Source organism: Albimonas sp. (genome assembly GCF_055129145.1).
In genome coordinates this window covers 71,889-91,525 of the sequence record NZ_JBSRTQ010000009.1, presented here as the reverse complement: position 1 = coordinate 91,525, position 19,637 = coordinate 71,889, and the positions used below count along the sequence as shown (strand labels likewise).

The window sequence follows — 19,637 nt, the reverse complement described above, 5'->3', positions numbered from 1 at the left end:
CCCGCGTCGCGCCCGGCCCCGATTTTTGCGAACCTTCGGCGGCGCCCCGCTATCCGCGGGTGGAAGCTGGGCGAGGCCTTGGTCGAGACGTCGATGGCCCGCGCCCAGGGGTTCCGACGCATGGTCCTCGACCGTTTCGCACGCTCAAGGCGGCCCGCCCCCTCTGCGAAAAGGCCGGCTTTTCGCTCCGCGCGCCGACGGCGCCGACGCCGAAGGCCTGCCGGGGCAAGTTCGTGTTCATGGCGCTCGACCTCCAGGCGCTAACCCAGGTTCAGCCCGTCGAAGGCACGCGTGGCGCGCGCGATCACCGTCTCCTCGTCGGTCGGGATCACCAGCACGTCCACCGCGGCGCCGGCGGGGCTGATCCGGGTCGCGCCGCGGGCGTTGGCGATTTCGTCGAGCGTCACGCCCATCCAGCCCAGCCGCGCGCATATCCCGGCGCGGACGCGGGCCGAATTCTCGCCGATGCCGGCTGTGAAGACCAGCGCGTCCAGCCCCTCGACCGCCATGGCCAGCGCCGCGAGTTCGCCCGCCGCGCGCCAGCAGAACAGCGCGATGGCCTCGTCGGCCTCCGGCGCGTCGCTCGCCTCCAGCAGCTTCAGGTCGCCGCTGATCCCCGAGACGCCCTTGAGGCCGGACTCCTCGTAAAGCATCCGCCCGACCTCGGCCACGGTCATGCCGCGCTGCTCGATCAGGTGCAGGATCACGCCGGGGTCGAGCGCGCCGCAGCGTTTGCCCATCATCAGCCCGTCGAGCGCGGTGAACCCCATGCTTGCCGCGACGCTGCGCCGGTCGCGGAGCGCGCACATGCTGGCCCCGGCGCCGAGATGGGCGACGATCACCCTGCCCTCGGCCTTCGCGCCCAGCAGCTCGGGCAGGCGGCCCGCGATGTAGTCGTAGGAAAGCCCATGAAAACCGTAGCGCAGGATGCCCGCGCCGGTCAGCGCCCGGGGCAGGGCGAAAAGCTGCGCGAGCCGGGGCTGCGTGCGGTGAAAGCTGGTGTCGAAGCACGCCACCTGCGGCAGGTCGGGGGCCGAGGCCGCCACCGCGCGCACCGCCGCCAGATTATGCGGCTGGTGCAGGGGGGCGAGAGGGGAGAGCGCGTCGAGTTCCGCCATCAGCTCCGGCGTGATCCGCGCCGGCCCCGCATGGTTTCGCCCGCCATGCACCACCCGATGCCCGGCCGCGACCACCCGCACCCCGCCCTGATGGCCGGCGATCCAATCCAGCAGCCGGGGGATCAGCGTGTCGAACGCCGCCTGGGGCGCGATCCGAGACAGCCCGTCGGCGGGGACCGGACGGCCTTCCGCATCCCGCGCCGCGAAGCCGGGGATCGCGCCGATGCCGGCGATCTTGCCGCGCAGCATCGGCGGGCCGTCGCCCCGCGCGGGGTGCACCGCGAATTTCAGGCTCGACGAGCCGGCGTTGATCACCAGGATCGCGTCGGTCACAGTCGGCTCTCCGCCACCCGCGCCGCCCGCGAGACCAGCAGCTGCGCGATGGCGCAGGAGGCGAGGCGCGACATGGCGCTGTCGGCCCGGCTGGTCAGGATGATCGGCACGCGCGCGCCCAGCACGATCCCCGCCGCGTCGGCCCCGGCGAGGTAGATCAGCTGCTTGGCGATCATGTTGCCGGATTCCAGATCCGGCGCGACCAGGATGTCGGCGTCGCCGGCCACCTCGGAAACGATCCCCTTGGTCTTCGCCGCGGCCTTCGACACGGCGTTGTCGAAGGCGAGCGGCCCGTCCAGCAGCCCGCCCGCGATCTGCCCGCGCTCGGCCATCTTGCAGAGCGCGGCGGCGTCGAGCGTCGAGGCGATGTCGGGGTTCACCGTCTCCACCGCCGACAGGATCGCGACCTTGGGGCATTCGATCCCCAGCGCGTGGGCGAGGTCTATGGCGTTCTGGACGATGTCGCGCTTGGCGGGCAGGTCTGGGTGGATGTTGATCGCGGCGTCCGTCACCAGCAGCGGCTTGGGATAGGTCGGCACGTCGAGCGCGTAGACATGGCTCATCCGCCGTTCGGTCCGCAGGCCCGACGTCGCGCAGACCACGGCGTTCATCAGCTCGTCCGAATGCAGCGAGCCCTTCATCAGGGCGCCCACCTTGCCCTCGCGCGCCAGCGTCACCGCGGCTTCGGCGGCCGCGTGGCTGTGGGGGGCGTCGTGGATCTCGAAGCCGGTCAGGTCGAGGCCCGCCGCCTTCGCAGCCGCCTCGATCTTCGCGCGCGGCCCGACGAGGATCGGGACGATCATCCCCTGACGCGCGGCGTCCAGCGCCCCTTCCAGCGAAAGCGCGTCGCAGGGATGCGCCACCGCGGTCGGCACAGGCGCGAGCGTCTTGGTCGCCGCGATCAGCCGCGCATATTGGGCGCCCTGCACATGCAGATGCACGTCGGGCAGCGCCACGCGGGGGCGGCGGACTTTTTCGCGAGGCGCGATGACCTCGGCCACGCCCTCGATCACCATCTTGCCGGTCTGGTTGCGGCAGGTGCAGGCGAGGCTCAGGCGGCCTTTCGGCTTCTTCTCCGTCACTTCGACGCGCACCACCACGGTGTCGCCGAGTCCCACCGGGGCCTCGAACCGCAGCGACTGGCTGAGGAAAATGGTCCCCGGCCCCGGCAACTCCGTGCCCAGCACGGCCGAGATCAGGGCGCCCCCCCACATGCCATGCGCGATGACGCCGTGGAACATGTCGTCCTTGGCGAAATCCGCGTCGACATGGGCCGGGTTCACGTCGCCCGACATCACCGCGAAAAGCTCGATGTCCTGCGGCTTCAGGGTCCGGGTCAGCTCGGCATGGTCGCCGACCGCGATCTCGTCCCAGGTGCGGTTTTCGATGTAGCGCATGTCGTCTTCCGTCTGGATGGGGTCAGGCGCGGACATGGAGGCCTCCGTCGACATAGGCGATGATGCCCGACACCCGGTCGGCGCCCGCGCCGGCCAGCATCGCGGCCATGTCGCCCACGTCCTCGATGGTCACGAGGGCGTGCTGAGGGGCGCGTTCGCGGGCGGCGTCGATCAGTTCGTCGAAATGGGCGATCCCCGACCCCGCCCGGGTCTTGAGCGGGCCGGGAGAGATGGCGTTGACCCGGATGCCCTTGGGGCCCAGCTCGACGGCGAGCGAGCGCATCGTCCCCTCCAGCGCCGCCTTGACCGGGCCCATGATGTTGTAGTGATCGACGACTTTCTCGCCGCCGTAATAGGTCATGGTCAGGATGGCGCCGCCGTCGGGCATCAGCGGCTCGGCCAGCCGCGCCATGCGGATCAGGGAATGGACGGAGATGTCCATCGCCTGCGCGAAGCCTTCGCGGGAGCAATCGACGACCCGGCCATGCAGGTCCTCGGCCGGGCAGAAGGCGATGGAATGGACGACGACGTCGAGCCGTCCCCATTTCGCCTCCACCGCGGCGAAGACCGCCTCCATCTGCCCGTCCGCCTCGACGTCGAGCGGCAGGAGCATCGCGGCCCCCAGCGCCTCGGCCACCGGGGCGACGTAGGGTTTCGCCCTGTCGTCGACATAGGTGATCACGACCTCGGCGCCTGCGTCGCGCAGGGCGCGCGCGCAGCCCGTGGCGATGGACTGCGCGTTGGCGACGCCCACCACCAGCGCCACCTTGCCTTCGAGCCCGCTCATTTCAGCATCACGTAGTCGCCCGGCGCATCGGCCTTGGCGGCGTATCGGCCCGACCGCGCGCCCATCGGCGGCGGCGCGACGGGCGCGGCCGACCGGGCGGCGAGCCATTCGGTCAGCTCGACCCACCACGACCCGTCCTGCGCAGGCGTTGCCGTCAGCCAGGCGTCGGGCTCCCGGTAGGCGGCGTTGGCTCTGGTGTGCGCGATGCGAAAGTGCCGGCCCGCATGGCCCGGCTCGGACACGATCCCGGCGTTGTGCCCGCCCGAGGTCAGCACGAAGGTCATGTCGGCGTCCGAGAACAGGTGCAGCTTGTAGACCGACCGCCAGGGCGCGACATGGTCGTCCTCGGTCCCCACCGCGAAGATCGGGATGCGGATGTCGGTGACGGCGATGGCCTTGTCGCCGACCCGGTAACGCCCCTCGGTCAGGTCGTTGTCGAGGAACAGGCGGCGCAGATATTCGGAATGCATCCGCGCCGGCATCCGGGTCGCGTCGGCGTTCCAGACCATCAGGTCGAAGGGGCGGGCGCGTTCGCCCAGCAGGTAGTCGCGGATCGCCGGGCCCCAGACCAGATCGCGGGAGCGGAGCAGGGCGAAGGCGCCGGCCATCTGGTCGGAGGAGAGAAACCCCGTCTCGGCCATCATGTCCTCGATCAACGTCACCTGCGATTCGGTGATGAAGAGCCGCAGCGGCCCGGCCTCCGTGAAGTCGACCTGGGCGGCGAGGAGGGTGAGCGTGAGGAAGCGGTCGTCGCTGTCGCGCCCCATGGCCGCGGCTGCGATGGTCAGCAGGGTGCCGCCGAGGCAATAGCCCATGCCGTGCAGGCGCGGAGACCCCGAGATGGCGCAGGCCGCGTCCACCGCGTCCATCACGCCGAGGCGTCGGTAATCCTCCATCCCGAGGTCGCGGTCGCCCGCATCCGGGTTCTTCCACGACACCATGAACACGGTGAAGCCCTGGCCGGTGAGGAAGCGGACCAGCGAGTTCTCGGCCGACAGATCCAGGATGTAGTATTTCATGATCCAGGCCGGCACGATGAGGATCGGTTCGGGGCGCACGGTCGCGGTGGTGGGCGCATACTGGATCAGCTCGATCAGCGCATTCTTGAACACCACCTTGCCCGGTGCGGTGGCCAGGTTGCGGCCGACCCCGAAGGCGGTGTGCGCCTCGGGCCTGGCGTGGCCCGCCTTGCGTGCGGCGTCCTCCGCGAAATTGCGGAAGCCGCGGACCAGGTTCTCGCCCTTCTGCTCCGCGATGGCGGCGAGCACTTCGGGATTGGTCAGCGCGAAGTTCGAGGGCGCGACGGTGTCGAGCAGCTGGCCCGCGGTGAAGGCCATCAGGTCCTCATGGGGCTTCGCGACCCCGTGCACGTCGGTCATCGCGGTGCGCCACCAGTCGCCGGTCAGGATATGGGCGCGGGCCAGAAGGTCGAAGGGCTTGGCGCGCCAGGCGTTGGCGGCGAAGCGACGATCGAGCGCAGGGTCGGTCTCGTCGGGATCATGATGGGCGCCCATCGCGCGGGTCCACAGGCTGAAGGCGTTGCGCATCCCGGCCTGGGCGAGCTGGCGCTGCTTGCCCGGCGACACCGCGACATGCACCGCCCAGTCCATCCACGCCTCGCCCAGCACCGAAGGCGACAGGCCCGAGGTCGCCTTCGCGATCGCGGCATGCACGGCGCGGTCCATCGCCTCGGTCGCCTTCGCCCCGAACGCGGGCGCGGGCGTCTCGTCGACCATGGGCGGGGGGGCGGACAGCAGCGCAGCCGGCGTGCTGTCCTCCGAAATCTGGATTTTCTTTCCGGAATTCATCGCGGCGGGACATTGGGTCATGACTGCTCCTGTTCCCGGCAGGGCGAGGGCCTGTCGGTGCGCATGGCGAATCTAGTCCCCGGTTTGCAGCGCAGCATTGATCTGCATCAGGGCGACGGCGGGGCGGCCCGGGTATCGTCGATGAGTCAGGCTGGCGCATTGGCCGCCCTCCCGTGCCCATGGATCCCAGAACGGATGTCCGACGTCTCCGATCCTCCCTCCCCGCCCCAGGGTCATGTCCATGCGGTGCGCGGCGCCGTGGTCGACGTGCGCTTCGAGACGGGTGCGCCGCCCCCGATCAACACTGCGCTGATCGTCGACTGGGACCGGTCCGAGCCCCTGATGCTCGAGGTTCACAGCCAGCTCGACCAGACCACGGTGCGCGCCGTCGCCTTCCAGGCCACTGCGGGGCTGGCGCGCGGCGTCGCCGTCCGTTCCACCGGCGCGCCCTTGTCGGTGCCGGTGGGCGACGCGGTGCTGGGGCGGCTGATGGGGGTGACCGGCGCGCTGCACGATGACGGGCCCCCGCTGCCCGAAGACGCGCCGACCCACCCGATCCACGCCCGCCCCCCGGCCCTGAAGGACCAGGGCGGGGGAATCGAGCTCTTCGAGACCGGGATCAAGGTGCTCGACCTGCTGACCCCCATGGCGCAGGGCGGCAAGGCCGCGATGTTCGGCGGCGCCGGCGTCGGCAAGACCGTGCTGGTGATGGAGCTGATCCAGGCCATGGTCCAGAAATACCAGGGCATCTCGGTTTTCGCCGGCATCGGCGAGCGGTCGCGCGAGGGGCATGAGCTGCTGACCGAAATGCAGGCCTCGGGCGTGCTCGAGCGCACCGTGCTGGTCTACGGCCAGATGAACGAGCCGCCGGGCGCGCGCTGGCGCACGCCGCTGACCGCGCTGGCGGTCTGCGAGCATTTCCGCGACCAGAAAAGCCGCAATGTCTTGCTGCTGATGGATAACGTCTTCCGCTTCGTGCAGGCCGGGGCCGAGGTCTCCAGCCTGCTCGGCCGGTTGCCGTCCCGCGTCGGCTACCAGCCCACGCTCGCCAGCGAAGTGGCGGGGTTGCAGGAGCGGATCGCCTCGGTCTCCGGCGCCTCGGTCACCGCGATCCAGGCGGTCTATGTGCCGGCCGACGATTTCACCGACCCGGCCGTGACCACCATTTCCGCCCATATGGACAGCCTCGTGGTCCTGTCGCGCGCGCTGGCGGCGGAGGGGTTCTACCCGGCCATCGACCCGCTCGCCTCCTCCTCCACCCTGCTCGACCCGCTGGTGGTGGGCGAGGATCATTACCGCATCGCCGAAGCGGTGCGCGAAACGCTGGCGCGGCTCAAGGACCTCGAGGACATCATTTCCCTGCTGGGCGTAGAGGAGCTGAGCGTCGCCGACCAGCTGGTGGTGAAGCGCGCGCGTCGTCTGCAGCGCTTCCTCAGCCAGCCGTTCATGGTGACGGAGGCGTTCACCGGGACCAAGGGCGCCAGCGTCAGCCGGGCCGATACGCTCGCCGGCTGCCAGGCGATCCTCGACGGCGTGGCGGACGGGTGGGCGGAGGACTCGCTCTACATGGTCGGCACGCTGGCCGAGGCCGAGGCGAAGGAGAAGACGTCGGGGAAACAGGCGGCCGGAGCGCCGGCGGCGAAGCCCGACGAGGCGGAGGAAGCCGCGTGAGGCTGCGCATCGTCACCCCGCTCGCCGTCGTGGTGGATGCCGAGATCGCGAGCCTGAGGGCCGAAGACGCCAGCGGCGGCTTCGGGGTTCTGCCGGGCCACGCCGATTTCCTCACCGCGCTGACCCTGTCGGTGGCGAGCTGGACGGACCTGGCCGGCGCCCGACGCCACTGCGCGCTGCGCGGCGGGATGCTGACGGTGGCCGGCGGCGCGCGGGTCGACATCGCGACGCGCGAGGCGGTGGCGGGCGACGACCTCGCGACTCTCGACCAGACCGTGCTCGCCCGCTTCCGCGCCGAGGACGACCTGGAGCGCACCGAGCGGACCGAAGACCTTCGCCTCCAGATGGGCGCGATCCGGCGGCTGGTGGGTCGGCTGCAGCCCCGTTCCGGCCTGCGGGGGGCGCCGTGAGCGACCCTGTCGATCCCGATCCGTTGATCGAGGCGGTGCGGCTCCGAAAAGCGCGCGAAGAGGCGGCGCGGCGGGCGGGGGAGCCCTCGATCGGGCGCAGGCTCACCCAGATCGGGGTGCTGGGCTGGATCGTGGTGTCGCCGATGCTGGCGGGGCTGCTGCTCGGGCGCTGGCTGGACGGGCGGTTCGACACCGGGATTTTCTGGAGCGCGCCGCTGATGATCGCGGGCCTCGCATTGGGCGCATGGGTGGGTTGGAGATGGATGAAGTCGCAATGACGCCGCTGTTGTTCGAGATCCTGCGCACCCTGGCCGAGGCCACGGTGTTCCTGATGGTGGGGGTCTGCACGGGTCAGGTCTATTTCGACATGCTCCGCCGCGCCGCCGCGCTGATGGTGGCGGGCGGGCCTGCGCGCCTCGCCATCGCGCTGACCTTAGGCCGCTTCGCGCTGGCGGGCGCGGCGCTGGCGATCGCGGTCTCCGTGGGCGCGGCGCCGCTGATCGCCATGACCCTCGGCATCGTCGCGGGGCGCCGGATGGTGATGCGCGGCGAGGCGCCGGCCGCATGATGGAAAGCCCGCTCTCCTCCTCGCCGCTGTTCCATATCGGCCCGGTCCCGATCACCCCGGGGGTGGCGGTGACCTGGGCGATCATGGCGGTTCTGGTCGGCGGCGCCTGGCTGGCGACCCGCAGGCTCCGGACCCGCCCCGGCCCGGTGCAGGCGGCGGCGGAACTGCTGGTCGACGCCGTCGACGGCCAGATCCGCGAGACCACCGGCGCCGCCCCCGGCCCCTATCGCGCTTTCATCGGCACGCTCTTCGTCTTCATCCTCTGCGCCAACTGGGTCTCCCTGATCCCCGGCATCGATCCGCCGACGGCGAAGCTGGAGACGGACGCGGCGTTGGCGATCCTGGTGTTCCTCGCGGTGATCCGCTTCGGGGCGGCGGGGGGCGTCGGGGGCTACCTGAAATCCTTCGCCAGCCCCAACCTCGCGATGATCCCGCTGAACCTGATGGAGAGCGTGACGCGTGTGTTCTCCATGTTCGTGCGCCTGTTCGGCAACGTGATGAGCGGGGTGTTCGTGGTCGGCATCGTCGCCTCGCTCGCCGGGTTGCTGGTGCCTATCCCCCTGATGGCGCTCGATCTTCTGACAGGCCTGGTGCAGGCCTACATCTTCGCCATCCTCGCCACCGTGTTCATCGCCTCGACGGTCGAGGAGGCGCGGCCCGCCTCCTGCGACGCCGCCTCCGACTCCGCCTCCGAAAGGGCCTGACCCATGCCATATCTCGAGATCTGCAGCATCCTCGGCGCCGCCTTCGCGGTGTCCTTCGGGGCCCTCGGCCCGGCGCTGGCCGAGGGCCGGGCGGTCGCCGCCGCGATGGACGCCATCGCCCGCCAGCCGGAGGCGGCCAACACCATCTCGCGCACGCTCTTCGTCGGGCTCGCGATGATCGAGACCACGGCGATCTACTGCCTGGTGGTGTCGCTTCTGCTGCTCTTCGCCAACCCGCTGCTGGGCTGATCGGATGAGCCTCGACCCGTGGACGCTCGTCCTGCAGGCGCTCAACGTCCTGGTGCTGATCTGGCTGCTGCAGCGCGTGCTGTGGCGCCCCGTGGCGGGGATGATCGCGGCGCGCAAGGCCGAGACGCAGGCGACGCTGGATGCGGTCGCGGCCCGGCAGGCGGAGGCGGAGGCGGCCCTGGCCGACATCGCCGCCACCCGCGCGGGTTTCGAAGCGGAGCGGGACGCGATCCTCGCCGCCGCGCGCAGGGACGCGGCGGCGGCCACGCAGATGGCGGCCAAGGCGGCGGATGAGGCGGCGGAGGCGACGCGCGAGGCGGCGGAGGTCGCGGGCGCCCACGCTGCGGCCGACCGGGCGGCGGCCCGCGATGCGGCCTCGGCGGCGCTGGCGGTGGACATCGCGCGGCGGCTGCTCGACCGGGTCGATGAGGCCCGGGTGCAGGAGGCGTTCCTCGACCGGCTGGTGGCGGCGCTCGGCGCCATGTCCCCCGAGGCCCGCCGCGTCGCCGCGCTGGACGGCGCCGCCCTCGAACTGATCACCGCCGCCCCTCTGACGCCCGAGGCGCGGACCCGCGCCGAAGCGCGGATCGCCGCCGTGACCGACGGGACCCCGCGCCTCGCCTTCCGCACCGATCCCGCGCTGGTCGCGGGGGCCGAGCTCAGCGGGCCCCATTTCACCCTGCGCGACAGCTGGCGGGCCGACCTCGCCCGCATCGAGACGGAGCTGCGCCATGCCCGATGACGCAATGCAGGACGACGCCTGGCTGCAGGCCGCCCGCGCCCGGCTCGCCGCCGTCGGGCTCGGCCCGGTCGCGGAAGCGGTGGGGCGGGTGGAGGAGATCGGCGACGGCATCGCCTCCGTCTCCGGTCTGCGCGACGTGCGGCTGGACGAATTGCTGCGGTTCGAGGGCGGGCAGACCGGCTTCGCCCAGGTGCTCGACGCGGACCGCATCGGCTGCGTGATGCTCGACGCCTCCGTCCCGGTGCAGGTCGGCCACGCCGTGCGCGGGACCGGCGAGGTGGTGAACGCGCCGGTCGGCGAGGCGCTGCTCGGCCGGGTGATCGACCCGCTGGGCCGGCCGCTCGACGGGCTCGGGCCCATCGAGGCCGGCGAAACCTGGCCGGTCGAGCGCCCCGCCCCCTCGATCATCGAGCGCGACCTGGTGACCGAGCCGGTGCAGACCGGCGTCCTGGTCATCGACACCCTCTTCGCGCTGGGCCGGGGGCAGCGCGAGCTGATCGTGGGCGACCATTCCACCGGCAAGACCACGCTCGCCGTCGACGCGATCCTCGCGCAGAAGACCACCGACATGATCTGCGTCTATGTGGCGATCGGGCAGAAAAGCTCCTCCGTGCGCCGGGTGATCGACACGCTGAAGGCGGAGGCGGCGTTCGACCGCTGCATCGTGGTGGTGGCCGGCGCCGCGACCGCGCCCGGTCTGCAGTGGATCGCGCCCTTCGCCGCGATGTCGATGGCCGAATTCTTCCGCGACCGCGGCCAGCACGCGCTGGTGGTGATCGACGACCTGACCAAGCACGCCGCCACCCATCGGGAAATCGCGCTGCTGACCCGCCAGTCCCCGGGGCGCGAGGCCTATCCGGGCGACGTGTTCTATGTGCACGCCCGGTTGCTGGAGCGGGCGTCGAAGCTGTCGAGGGCCCGCGGCGGGGGCTCCCTGACCGCGCTGCCGATCGCGGAGATCGATGCGGGCAACCTCTCCGCCTATATCCCCACCAACCTCATTTCGATCACCGATGGCCAGATCGTGCTGGACTCGAAGCTTTTTCACGAGGGTCAGAAGCCGGCCGTCGATGCCGGCGTCTCGGTCAGCCGGGTCGGCGGCAAGACCCAGGCGGGCATCCTGCGGGATGCGGCGAAATCCCTGCGGCTCGACTACGCGCAGTTTCTGGAGCTGGAGATTTTCACCCGCTTCGGCGGGATGCCCGAGGGACGGGTCCGTCAGCGCCTGATCCGCGGCGCCCGCATCCGCGCGATCCTGCGCCAGCCGCAGCACGCCGCGATGCGGCTCGCCGACGAAGTGGCGCTGGTGCTGGCGGTGCAGACCGGGCTTCTGGATCCGCTGCCGCTCGACGCGGTGGCCGGGTTTCGGGCGGGACTGGCGGCGGCGCTGGATGAGGGCGCCCCGGGCGTGCTCGCCGCCATCGCGGCGACCGGGCAGATGGACGAGGCCGGGCGCCGGGCGATGCTCGACGCCATGGCGGCGCTGGCCGAGCGCCTGCCCCCCGGCCCGACATGACCGAGCGGCTGGAAGACGTCGCCGAGCGGATCCGCAGCATCCGGCAGCTCGGCGCCGTGGTCAACGCCATGACCGGCATCGCCGCGGCGCGGGCCCGGACCGCGCGGGCGCAGCTGGAGGCGGTCGACCTCTATGCCGGGAACATCGCCGCGGCGATGGCGCGGATGTTTCAGGGCGCCCCCCTCGCCGCGGGCGAAGGCGCCGATGCGGCGCAAGGCCGACAGGCGCTGCTGCTGTTCTGCGCCGAGCAGGGATTCGCGGGCGCCTTCACCGAGCGGGTGCTCGACGCCGTGCCCGAGGCGACCCCCGATGCGCCGGGCGACGCGGATCTGTTCCTGATCGGCACACGGGCGGCCGCGGTCGCCGATCAGCGCGGTCTGGCGCCGCGTTGGACCGCTGCCATGCCCTCGCATTCTCCCGCCATTCCCAAGTTCGCCGACCGGCTGCTCGGACAACTTTCGGCAGACCTCGCCTCGGGCCGGATCGGGCGGCTCGACGCGGTTTACGCCGTCTGGCGCAAGGGCGCGGCGCGGATCACGCGGCGACGGCTGCTGCCGCTCGACCCCGCCCACCTGCCGGAGGCGAGGGGCGATGCGCCGCTGATCCAGCTGGACCGCGGCGCGCTGCTGGTCGCGCTGGGGTCCGAATACCTGCACGCGCAGCTCTGCCAGGCCGCCCTGCACGCCTTCGCCGCCGAGAACGAGGCCCGCATGGCCGCGATGTCCGCCGCCCGCGCCCAGGTGGAGCGGGAGCTGGAGGCCGACCGGGCCGTCGAGCGACGGGTGCGGCAGGAAGCGACGACGGCGGAGATCATCGAGCTCGCCTCGGGCGAACAGGCGATCCGCGGACGGGCGTGATCCCAGCCCCAAGCCTTGCCGCCCCCACGCACGAAAACGCCCGCGGGAGATCCCGCGGGCGTTTCGCCTCCGACGGCCCGGGCGAAAGCCCGGGCCGCGCAATCATGCCGCTTCGGCTTCCAGCGCGGTCAGGCAGGCCGCCGCCAGGTCGCGGTTGGGCGAGTCCGAGCCCGGCACGGTGGCCCAGCCGGTGTCCATCACCGCGTCGCGGCGCTTGTAGGACGCGGCCTCGTTGATGCCGGCGAGCTTGGCGGTGCGGCCCATGTCGGCATGCGAGTTCTCCATGCACATCGGCACCAGCGCGGCGGTGACGTTCTCGGACGACATCGTGCTCGCCATCTTCTCGGCGTCGCCGCCGGTCATCCATCCGCCCCAGCTGAAGCCGACGACCGTGATCGCGACCGCGCCGACGACGGCGCCGTAGACGCCGGGCTTGACCCATTCGGGAATGTTCATGTGGGATCCTTGCGCGGGGAAAGCGCCGCGTCGCCGTCGCCTGGATATCCGGCCAGCGTCCGGTCGCGGCTGATCGCCGCCTCAAGCTGTTCTTCGGTGACGGGCCGCATCTCGGTCAGGCCCGTCCGGCCGCCCCTGCCGCGCACCGTCAGGAAGGTGGCGACGCGCCGGTAGGCCTCGAAGCTGAGACCTTCCAGCCGCTCCTCCTCCGCGACGACCTCGTAATCGCCCGCCGGCAGTTCGGTCTCGCCGACCGCCAGGGCGAACGGGTGCATGAACGTCACAATCGATTTCGACGATCGCAGCATGTCCATCGCCTGCGCTCCAATGCTCATCGGGGGGTCTTCGCGCCGTCGCAAGCGCGGGCCGCCGCGGGCCGCCGCATCGAGGCGGCGCGGATCCGCTTGCGGACCTGAAGACCCTAGCACGTTCAGGTTCGGGGCGTGGGATTCATTGCAGGATGATACGAATTCCCCGCGGGGCGCCGCAGGGGGCAGGCGTGGCCGGCGTTTCAAGCCCGCGTCAGGGTCCGCGTTTGCCGGCCAGCGCCGCGCGCAGCCGCAGGCTCGCGGCGCGCCCCAGCGCCAGCGGCGCCTCCATCCCCTCCAGCGTCACATGCGCGAGGTTTCGGTCACGCGCCACGATCCGGCGCACCCGGTCGAGATTGAGGAGGGAGGAGCGGCCGACCCGATGGAAGGGCGGATCGGGGAGCAGACCCTCGAAATGGCTCAGCGTGCGCAGGATCAGCAGGCTGGGCTCGTCCGCAAGGTGAACGCGGGTGAAGTCGCCCTCCGCCGACAGCGCCGCGAGCCGGGCCGGGTCGACCCGCAGCGTGCGGCTGGGCATCCGCAGCTCCAGCATCTCGGGCGCCGGCGCCTCGTCGCCTTCCAGCCGCTTGCCGAGCCGGCGCAACGCATCGTCGAGCCGCGCCGGCGTGACGGGCTTGAGCAGATAGTCCGCGGCCTCGATGGCGAAGGCCTCGACCGCGTGGCGGGAATGGGCGGTGACGAAGACCACGCGGGGCGGGGCATCGAGGGCGGCGAGCAGCTGGAAGCCGTCGCCCTCGCCCAGATCCACGTCGAGAAAGATCGCGTCGGGGCGCGCCTGCGCGATCACCGCGACCGCCTCGGTCAGGGATTGGGCGGCGCCCGCCACCTCGACGTCGGGATGCGCGGCCAGCAGCCGCGTCAGCGCCCGGATCGCGAGGGGCTCGTCATCGACGATCACGACCCGGATCGCGGTTCTCCCTTCAGGATCAGCGTGACCACGACGTCCTCCCCGACTTCGGCCAGGGCCAACTGATGCCGCGCCGGGTAATGCAGGGCAAGGCGGGCGCGCACATTGGCGAGCCCGATGCCGGTGCGGGCGCCGGCGGGGGCCGTGTCTGCGAGCCGCCCGCTGTTGCGGATCGCGATGCGCAGCGCGTCGCCCGCCACCCGGATCTCCACCCCCACCTGCCGGGGCGCGGCGCGGCGGCCATGCTCGACCGCATTCTCGACCAGCGGCTGCAGGAGGAAACTGGCGATGCCCCGCCCCATCGCCGCCGTCTCCACGTCCATCGTCGCGCTCAGCCGGTCGCCGAAGCGGGATCGCTGCACGTCGAGATAGGCCGACAGCGCCTCCACCTCCTCGGCCACCGTCATCACCAGTCGGTCGATCCCGGTCAGCGAATGGCGCAGGAACACGCTGAGGTCGTCGAGCATCGCCAGCGCCGCGGGCGGATGGGTCCGGATCTCCTCCGCGACGCCGTTGAGCGCGTTGAGCAGGAAATGCGGGTCGAGCTGCAGGCGCAGGCGCTGCAGTTCGGCGCGCAGGGCGTCGGCCTCGGCCTCGGCGGCGCGGCGCTCCTCGGCGCGGCGGCCGCGTTCGGCGGTGAGCCAGAAGCAGCCGAGGCTCCAGATGATGAAGATCGCGCAATAGTAGAGGCCGACCGACAGCAGCGGCGCCACCACCAGGTCCTCGGGCATGGCGATGCCGAGCTGCGGGCGCGTGAAGTCGGCGGCCATCGACACGACCAGGGCCCCGAACGTCGACAGGCCGAGGATCAGGGCCAGCGCCGGCGCCGTCAGCCCCCCCGCGAAGCCGAGCCTGCGGTAGAGCGCGGCGATCCCGTAGGCCTGGCCCACGATCAGGGGCGCGAGCACGGCGGTGAGGACGATGGCGGCTCCGGCCTCGCGATACATGGAGAAGCGGATCACGCCGTCGAAGGCGAAGAGCGCCCCCCAGCCGGCGAGCCGGTAACGCTGGGGGGTGAAGGATCGGCCGGAACCGATGGTCATGGCTTCGCCTCGCGCGTGCAAGGGGCGGCCCCGAGTCGCCCGGCTCCGCCATCCGCCCCCCGCGAACGCAGGCGGTCCGCCGCGCCGCGGGCGGCTTCACCGGCGATCCTTCCCGCTTCGTCGATTCCCCGGCCCGCGGCTCTGGCTTTCGGCTTGCCGTAAGGTAGCAATCGCCCTCGCGGCAGGGGACGCAAAGCCCGCGGACCGCAGGAAACGTTCGAGGCTGGAAGGTCGTGGACGACGTCACCTCTTCGATCAGCGGCGCGATCCTCCGGGTCGGGCGGCGCGCGGCGGACATCTTCCGCTGCGGCCCGGCCCGTGACAAGCGCGCGCTGGGCGTCCGGCGGCGGGGCGTGGGGGCGTGGACCGGAAGAGGCGAGGGGGGCGTGCGCTTGTCCCCGATCCTCGCCCCCGGCGACGCCGGCCCTGCTGCGGGCGGGACCTCGAAGGCGGCGCCGGCCGCGCCCGGGTCGGAGGCGGCAGGAGCGCCCCCGACCCGGCCTCGCGGATCCTGGCGGGCGCGCCCTGCGCACCGGTCTTCGATGGGGGCGCGGGCCTGCTCGCCTGACGCCGCCGCGAAGCCGCGAGGAAGATCCGGGCGGTCCGCTCCGACCGGCGGACCGTCCGGGTCGACCGCGCCGCGGGGCGCTGCGGGATCGCGGAACGCGCGGGCCCTCAACGACTGACATTCCGAGGCGGACGGGCCGATCCTTCGGCTCGCGCCCGACCGGCCGGCCCCGCCCCTGACCGGCGAGGACGCGCCGGAGCGTTCCGGGGTGGACATACCTTCCCCCCTCACTCCCCCGGAGCTCGCCCCGGCCGCATATCGCGTGCCGGGGCGCAGGGTTTTTCGGGCGCGGGCGTTCGGGCGCGCGCGTTCGGGGGGGCGAGAATGACCGCGTCGCGATGGGACCGGCGACGGGAGAACGTCATGGCCGGTCCTCCCGGGAGGCCCGCTCCAGCCCGCCCGTTCAGGCCTGGACCAGCCGGGAGGCGTCGGCCAGCGACACCGGCGCGTCGGACAGCAGGCGATCGATCGCCGCGTCCTCCCACCGTTTGGCGGCGAGGCTGGGCGGGCCCGCCTCATGCATCCGGTGCTCGATCACGAAGCGGGCCATCACCAGCCGGCGCGCGTCGCCCCCGGCCTCGCCCAGCGCCTGACCTTCGGTCGCCATCAGCGCCGCGGTGACGGCGTGGTAGAGCTGGCCCGCGGCTTCGCGGCTGTGACGCTCATGCGCGGGGTCGGACGCCACCTCCTCGGCGAAGCGGATGGCGCGGTCGACGGCGCCGGAGAGGCGGGTGCGGAACTGGCCGGGGAGGGCGGCGGCCTCGATCCGCTCGGCCAGATCCTCGGCCAGCGCCTCATGCGCGCGGGCCTTGCCCACCGCGCGCTGCACGGCGTCGAGCGCGTTGATGTTCGACGTCCCCTCCCACAACAGCCCCAGATGCGCATCGCGGACCAGGCGGGAATTGGGCCAGTCCTCGATATAGCCGTTGCCGCCGCGCGCCTCCAACGCCCCCGTCGCCACCGGCACATTGTCCCGGCAGGCGCGGAACTTGCAGATCGGGGTCAGCAGCCGCAGCAGTTTTTGCGCCCGCGGGCGCTCGTCGGCCGACGCGGCGGCGGTGTAAAGCAGCGCGGTGAGCGCCTGTTCGGTCGGGATCATCAGCTTCATCAGCTGCCGGCGCATCAGCGGATGCTCGATCACCCGCTTGCCGAAGGCGTCGCGGGCGCGGGCGGCGGCCATCGCCTCGTTCAGGCAACGGCGCATCATCCCCGCCGCCCGGGTCAGGTGCGAGATGCGCGAGGAATTCACCATCACCAGCATCTGCTTGAGGCCCTGGTCGAGCGCCCCCAGCGGGTAGGCCACAGCGCCTTCGAACATGATCTCTCCCGAGGCCATGGATTTCGACCCCATCTTCTCCTTCAGCCGCATGATCCGGTAGCTGTTGCGGGTCCCGTCCTCGAGGACTTTCGGCATGAGGAAGAGGCCGAGCCCCCGGCTGCCCTCCGCCCCGCCCTCAGGCCGGGCGAGCAGGACCGAGGCCTCCGCGTCGACATTGGAGCAGAACCATTTCTCGCCCCAGAGCCGGTAGGTCTCGCCGTCCTTCACCGCGGTGAGGTCCGAGCGCCCGATGTCGGAGCCGCCGGCCTTCTCGGTCATGAACTGCGCGCATTTGATCAGGTCGCCCATGTCCTGGGACCACATGCCGGGCAGGAAGCGCGCGCGGATCTCGGGCGTGCCGTAAAGGTCGACCAGATGCGAGGAACTGTCGGTCAGGTTCACCGGGCAGAGCAGCCCGAACTCGGCCTGGCTGAACAGGTAGTGGAAGACGTATTTGGCGATGGGCGGCATCTTCTCCGGCCAGCCGAGCACGCCTGCGCGGTTGGTCATCGCGTGCATGCCGAAGCGGCCGAAGGCGATGGCCTCCATCTCCCGATAGGCGGGGTGGAATTCGAGCCATTCCTCGTCGCGCCCGTAGCGGTCGCGGCGGTGGAGGACGGGTTCGTGACGCTCGCAGGTGTCGGCGAGCGCGCCCAGGCGCCCGCCGGCCAGCGCGCCCAGCTCCGCCATATGCGGCGCCAGATGCGCCAGCAGCGCCCCGTCCATGTAGAGCGGCAGCAGCGCGCGCAGGGCGGGGTCGAGGTCCCAGTAGTTCTCGCCCCGCGTGTCGGGGGCGATGTTGCGCGAGCGCTCGGCGGAGGCGGCGCGGCTGGCGCGCGCGGCTGGGGTCACGGGCTGGCCGGCCTGCGGCGGGGTCGGGTGGTTCATGGCGTCCTCCGGTGGTTTGTTGGCCTGGCCGGCGGCCGTTGCGCCGGAAAGCGCCGGGGGCTCGACCTTGCGGGGGCAGTGTCTCTTGAGCCCGGCGCGCGATCAAACGATTTCCAGGCCGGGTTTATTGAGGCAGGCTCAACCCATGTCCGGTCGCCGCCTCCCCCCGCTTCCCGCCGTGCGCGCCTTCGAGGCCGCCGCCCGCCACCGCTCGATGACCCGGGCTGCGGAGGAGCTGGGCGTGACCCCTGGCGCGGTCAGCCGCCAGGTGCGGGATCTGGAGGCGCGGATGGAGACGCCCTTGTTCGTGCGCCGCGCCGCGGGGCTGGAGCCGACGGAGGCCGGCGCCGCGCTGGCGGCCGAGTTCGGCGAGGCGCTCGACCGGATCGCGGAGGCGGCGCGCGGCGTGCGCCTGCGCGGGCCGCGGCGGCTGTCTGTGGGCGTTTACGGCTTCTTCGCCTCGCGCTTTCTGATGCCGCGATGGGCGGCGCTGCGCGCGGCCTGTCCGGACCTGCGGCTGGACCTGCACACCAGCTCCAACCCGCTGGACTTGACCCCCGCGCGCTTCGACGCGGTGATCGTGGTGTCGGACGGGGCGGCGCGGCCGGGGCTGGTCACGCGCCGGCTCTTGCCGATCGAGACGCTGCCGGTCTGCGCGCCGGCGCTGCTGGCCGAGGGCCCGCCGGATTTCGCCGTGCTGCCCCTGCTGCACGCCCGGCCCCGGCCCGATGACTGGCGGCGCTGGCTCGACCATGCCGGCCTGCGTCATGTGCCCGCCGAGACGGGGTCGAGTTTCGAAAGCGCTGGGCTCGCGATGGAGGCCGCCGCCCGCGGGCTCGGCGTCGCCATCGGGATCGCGGCGCTGCTGCGTCCCGACCTGGCGGCGGGGACGCTCGTCGCCGCGCATCCCAGGCTGCGCCCGACCAAGCGGTGGTTCGTGCTCCAGCACCCGCGCCGCCCGGCCGAGGCGCCCGAGCTCGCCGCCTTCGCCGGCTGGTTGTCGGCGGAGGCGGCCGGGACGGAGGCGGGGCTCAGCCGTTGAAGTTCAGAACCAGCCCCGGCTTCGCCCAGCGGGTCTTCACCAGCGTGCCGGAGGTGGAGCAGGTGATCCACGCATCCCGCATGTCCGCGCCCCCGAAGCAGATGTTCGTAATATAGGGGTCGTGCGGGTCGAGCGGCACGTCGACGAACTCGGACGCGCCGGTCGCCGCGTCGACGATGGTGATCCCGCCGCGCATCAGGGTGGCCACGCAGACCGCGCCGTCGGCCTGGATCGCGAGGCTGTCGAGCAATTGATAATCGGGCAGGGTGGTCAGCAGCCGGCCGGGACGGAAGCCGACATGGGGGGCCAGTTCGCCTGGAGCGACCACGTCGAAGGACCAGATGCGCGAGGTCCGGGTCTCGGCCACATGCAGGGTCTTGCCGTCGGGCGAGAGGCCGCAGCCGTTGGGCGTGATCATCGGGAAGCGGGCGCGGGTGATGCGCGAGCCGTCGGCGGCGGCATGGAAGATGGCGCCGTGATGCATGGTCTCGGGCATGGTCTTGCCCAGATCGGTGAACCAGAACCCGCCCTCGGCGTCGAACACGATGTCGTTCGGCCCGCGCAGGGGGACGCCGTCGCATTCGGTGTAGAGCGTCTCGACCGCGCCCGTGGTCAGGTCCACCGCCTGGATCGAGCCCGAGACGTAGTCGTCCGGCGTGCCGACCGGGGCCAGCACTCCGGCGCGCTCGGCCCACACGAACCCGCCGTTGTTGCAGACATAGACCCGCCCATCCGGCCCGATGGCGGCGCCGTTGGGGCCGCCGCCGAGCTCGGCCACCACTTCGGCGGTCCCGTCGGGCTGCACCCGGGTCAGCGTGCCGCGCCGGATCTCGACCAGCAGGACCGATCCGTCCTGCATGGCCACGGGGCCCTCCGGGAATTCCAGCCCGGCGGCGACGGTTTCGAATGTCATGCGGTCTCTCCGA

General features: G+C 72.0%; 20 protein-coding genes. 10 read left to right on the top strand and 10 right to left on the bottom strand.

Annotated elements, in window-relative coordinates:
• Positions 1-260 precede the first annotated feature (260 nt).
• The 4 genes from ACTB72_RS03215 to ACTB72_RS03200 are packed head-to-tail and all read right to left on the bottom strand — an operon-like array spanning position 261 to position 5,371.
• Positions 261-1,451: an acetate/propionate family kinase gene (locus ACTB72_RS03215; RefSeq protein ID WP_463035535.1), complete on the bottom strand. Its 1,191-nt coding sequence runs from the start codon at positions 1,449-1,451 to the stop codon at positions 261-263.
• The gene (locus ACTB72_RS03210; RefSeq protein WP_463035534.1) at positions 1,448-2,884 is read right to left on the bottom strand and encodes a bifunctional enoyl-CoA hydratase/phosphate acetyltransferase; all 1,437 of its coding nucleotides are present in this window, start codon (positions 2,882-2,884) and stop codon (positions 1,448-1,450) included. Before ACTB72_RS03210 ends, ACTB72_RS03215 begins: the two co-directional genes overlap by 4 nt.
• A complete protein-coding gene (gene fabI, locus ACTB72_RS03205) occupies positions 2,871-3,635 on the bottom strand; it encodes an enoyl-ACP reductase FabI (protein ID WP_463035533.1) in 765 nt (254 codons plus the stop codon). Before fabI ends, ACTB72_RS03210 begins: the two co-directional genes overlap by 14 nt.
• Positions 3,632-5,371 (bottom strand): PHA/PHB synthase family protein, encoded by a 1,740-nt coding sequence (locus ACTB72_RS03200; RefSeq protein WP_463035541.1) that lies wholly within the window; start codon positions 5,369-5,371, stop codon positions 3,632-3,634. The genes fabI and ACTB72_RS03200 overlap by 4 nt, the downstream gene beginning before the upstream one ends.
• A gap of 267 nt (positions 5,372-5,638) precedes the next feature.
• Here ACTB72_RS03200 and atpD point away from each other — a divergent pair, with 267 nt between their 5' ends.
• Genes atpD through ACTB72_RS03155 form a run of 9 tightly spaced genes read left to right on the top strand, consistent with a single transcriptional unit; the run spans position 5,639 to position 12,160 of the window.
• Positions 5,639-7,114, top strand: a complete 1,476-nt coding sequence (gene atpD / locus ACTB72_RS03195) for a F0F1 ATP synthase subunit beta (RefSeq protein ID WP_463035532.1) — start codon at positions 5,639-5,641, stop codon at positions 7,112-7,114.
• On the top strand, positions 7,111-7,524 hold the full coding sequence (locus tag ACTB72_RS03190; RefSeq protein ID WP_463035531.1) for a F0F1 ATP synthase subunit epsilon: 414 nt from the start codon (positions 7,111-7,113) through the stop codon (positions 7,522-7,524). The genes atpD and ACTB72_RS03190 overlap by 4 nt, the downstream gene beginning before the upstream one ends.
• Complete coding sequence (locus ACTB72_RS03185) at positions 7,521-7,802, top strand: AtpZ/AtpI family protein (RefSeq protein ID WP_463035530.1); 282 nt, start codon at positions 7,521-7,523, stop codon at positions 7,800-7,802. The genes ACTB72_RS03190 and ACTB72_RS03185 overlap by 4 nt, the downstream gene beginning before the upstream one ends.
• Complete coding sequence (locus tag ACTB72_RS03180) at positions 7,799-8,092, top strand: N-ATPase subunit AtpR (RefSeq protein ID WP_463035529.1); 294 nt, start codon at positions 7,799-7,801, stop codon at positions 8,090-8,092. Before ACTB72_RS03185 ends, ACTB72_RS03180 begins: the two co-directional genes overlap by 4 nt.
• Complete coding sequence (locus ACTB72_RS03175) at positions 8,089-8,796, top strand: F0F1 ATP synthase subunit A (RefSeq protein ID WP_463035528.1); 708 nt, start codon at positions 8,089-8,091, stop codon at positions 8,794-8,796. Before ACTB72_RS03180 ends, ACTB72_RS03175 begins: the two co-directional genes overlap by 4 nt.
• A gap of 3 nt (positions 8,797-8,799) precedes the next feature.
• The gene (locus tag ACTB72_RS03170) at positions 8,800-9,045 is read left to right on the top strand and encodes a F0F1 ATP synthase subunit C (protein ID WP_463035527.1); all 246 of its coding nucleotides are present in this window, start codon (positions 8,800-8,802) and stop codon (positions 9,043-9,045) included.
• A gap of 4 nt (positions 9,046-9,049) precedes the next feature.
• A complete protein-coding gene (locus ACTB72_RS03165; RefSeq protein ID WP_463035526.1) occupies positions 9,050-9,787 on the top strand; it encodes a F0F1 ATP synthase subunit delta in 738 nt (245 codons plus the stop codon).
• A 4-nt stretch (positions 9,788-9,791) separates the two neighbouring features.
• Positions 9,792-11,303, top strand: coding sequence for a F0F1 ATP synthase subunit alpha (locus ACTB72_RS03160; protein WP_463035540.1), 1,512 nt, complete (start codon positions 9,792-9,794; stop codon positions 11,301-11,303).
• The gene (locus ACTB72_RS03155; protein ID WP_463035525.1) at positions 11,300-12,160 is read left to right on the top strand and encodes a F0F1 ATP synthase subunit gamma; all 861 of its coding nucleotides are present in this window, start codon (positions 11,300-11,302) and stop codon (positions 12,158-12,160) included. Before ACTB72_RS03160 ends, ACTB72_RS03155 begins: the two co-directional genes overlap by 4 nt.
• A gap of 102 nt (positions 12,161-12,262) precedes the next feature.
• On the opposite strand, the gene ACTB72_RS03150 is transcribed toward ACTB72_RS03155, so the two are convergent.
• The 5 genes from ACTB72_RS03150 to ACTB72_RS03130 all read right to left on the bottom strand — a co-directional run bounded on the left by ACTB72_RS03150 (position 12,263) and on the right by ACTB72_RS03130 (position 17,669).
• The gene (locus ACTB72_RS03150) at positions 12,263-12,616 is read right to left on the bottom strand and encodes a hypothetical protein (RefSeq protein WP_463035524.1); all 354 of its coding nucleotides are present in this window, start codon (positions 12,614-12,616) and stop codon (positions 12,263-12,265) included.
• The gene (locus ACTB72_RS03145; protein ID WP_463035523.1) at positions 12,613-12,930 is read right to left on the bottom strand and encodes a hypothetical protein; all 318 of its coding nucleotides are present in this window, start codon (positions 12,928-12,930) and stop codon (positions 12,613-12,615) included. The genes ACTB72_RS03150 and ACTB72_RS03145 overlap by 4 nt, the downstream gene beginning before the upstream one ends.
• A gap of 208 nt (positions 12,931-13,138) precedes the next feature.
• On the bottom strand, positions 13,139-13,843 hold the full coding sequence (locus ACTB72_RS03140; RefSeq protein WP_463035522.1) for a LytR/AlgR family response regulator transcription factor: 705 nt from the start codon (positions 13,841-13,843) through the stop codon (positions 13,139-13,141).
• Positions 13,840-14,895 (bottom strand): sensor histidine kinase, encoded by a 1,056-nt coding sequence (locus ACTB72_RS03135; RefSeq protein ID WP_463035521.1) that lies wholly within the window; start codon positions 14,893-14,895, stop codon positions 13,840-13,842. The genes ACTB72_RS03140 and ACTB72_RS03135 overlap by 4 nt, the downstream gene beginning before the upstream one ends.
• Before the next feature lie 971 nt (positions 14,896-15,866).
• On the bottom strand, positions 15,867-17,669 hold the full coding sequence (locus tag ACTB72_RS03130) for an acyl-CoA dehydrogenase family protein (RefSeq protein WP_463035520.1): 1,803 nt from the start codon (positions 17,667-17,669) through the stop codon (positions 15,867-15,869).
• 145 nt (positions 17,670-17,814) lie between these two features.
• Here ACTB72_RS03130 and ACTB72_RS03125 point away from each other — a divergent pair, with 145 nt between their 5' ends.
• Positions 17,815-18,711 (top strand): LysR substrate-binding domain-containing protein, encoded by an 897-nt coding sequence (locus ACTB72_RS03125; RefSeq protein WP_463035519.1) that lies wholly within the window; start codon positions 17,815-17,817, stop codon positions 18,709-18,711.
• Here ACTB72_RS03125 and ACTB72_RS03120 read toward each other — a convergent pair.
• Positions 18,701-19,624 carry an SMP-30/gluconolactonase/LRE family protein gene (locus ACTB72_RS03120; RefSeq protein ID WP_463035518.1) on the bottom strand — a complete coding sequence of 308 codons (924 nt, stop codon included), beginning with the start codon at positions 19,622-19,624 and terminating at the stop codon, positions 18,701-18,703. The genes ACTB72_RS03125 and ACTB72_RS03120 overlap by 11 nt on opposite strands.
• Between the last annotated feature and the right edge of the window lie 13 nt (positions 19,625-19,637).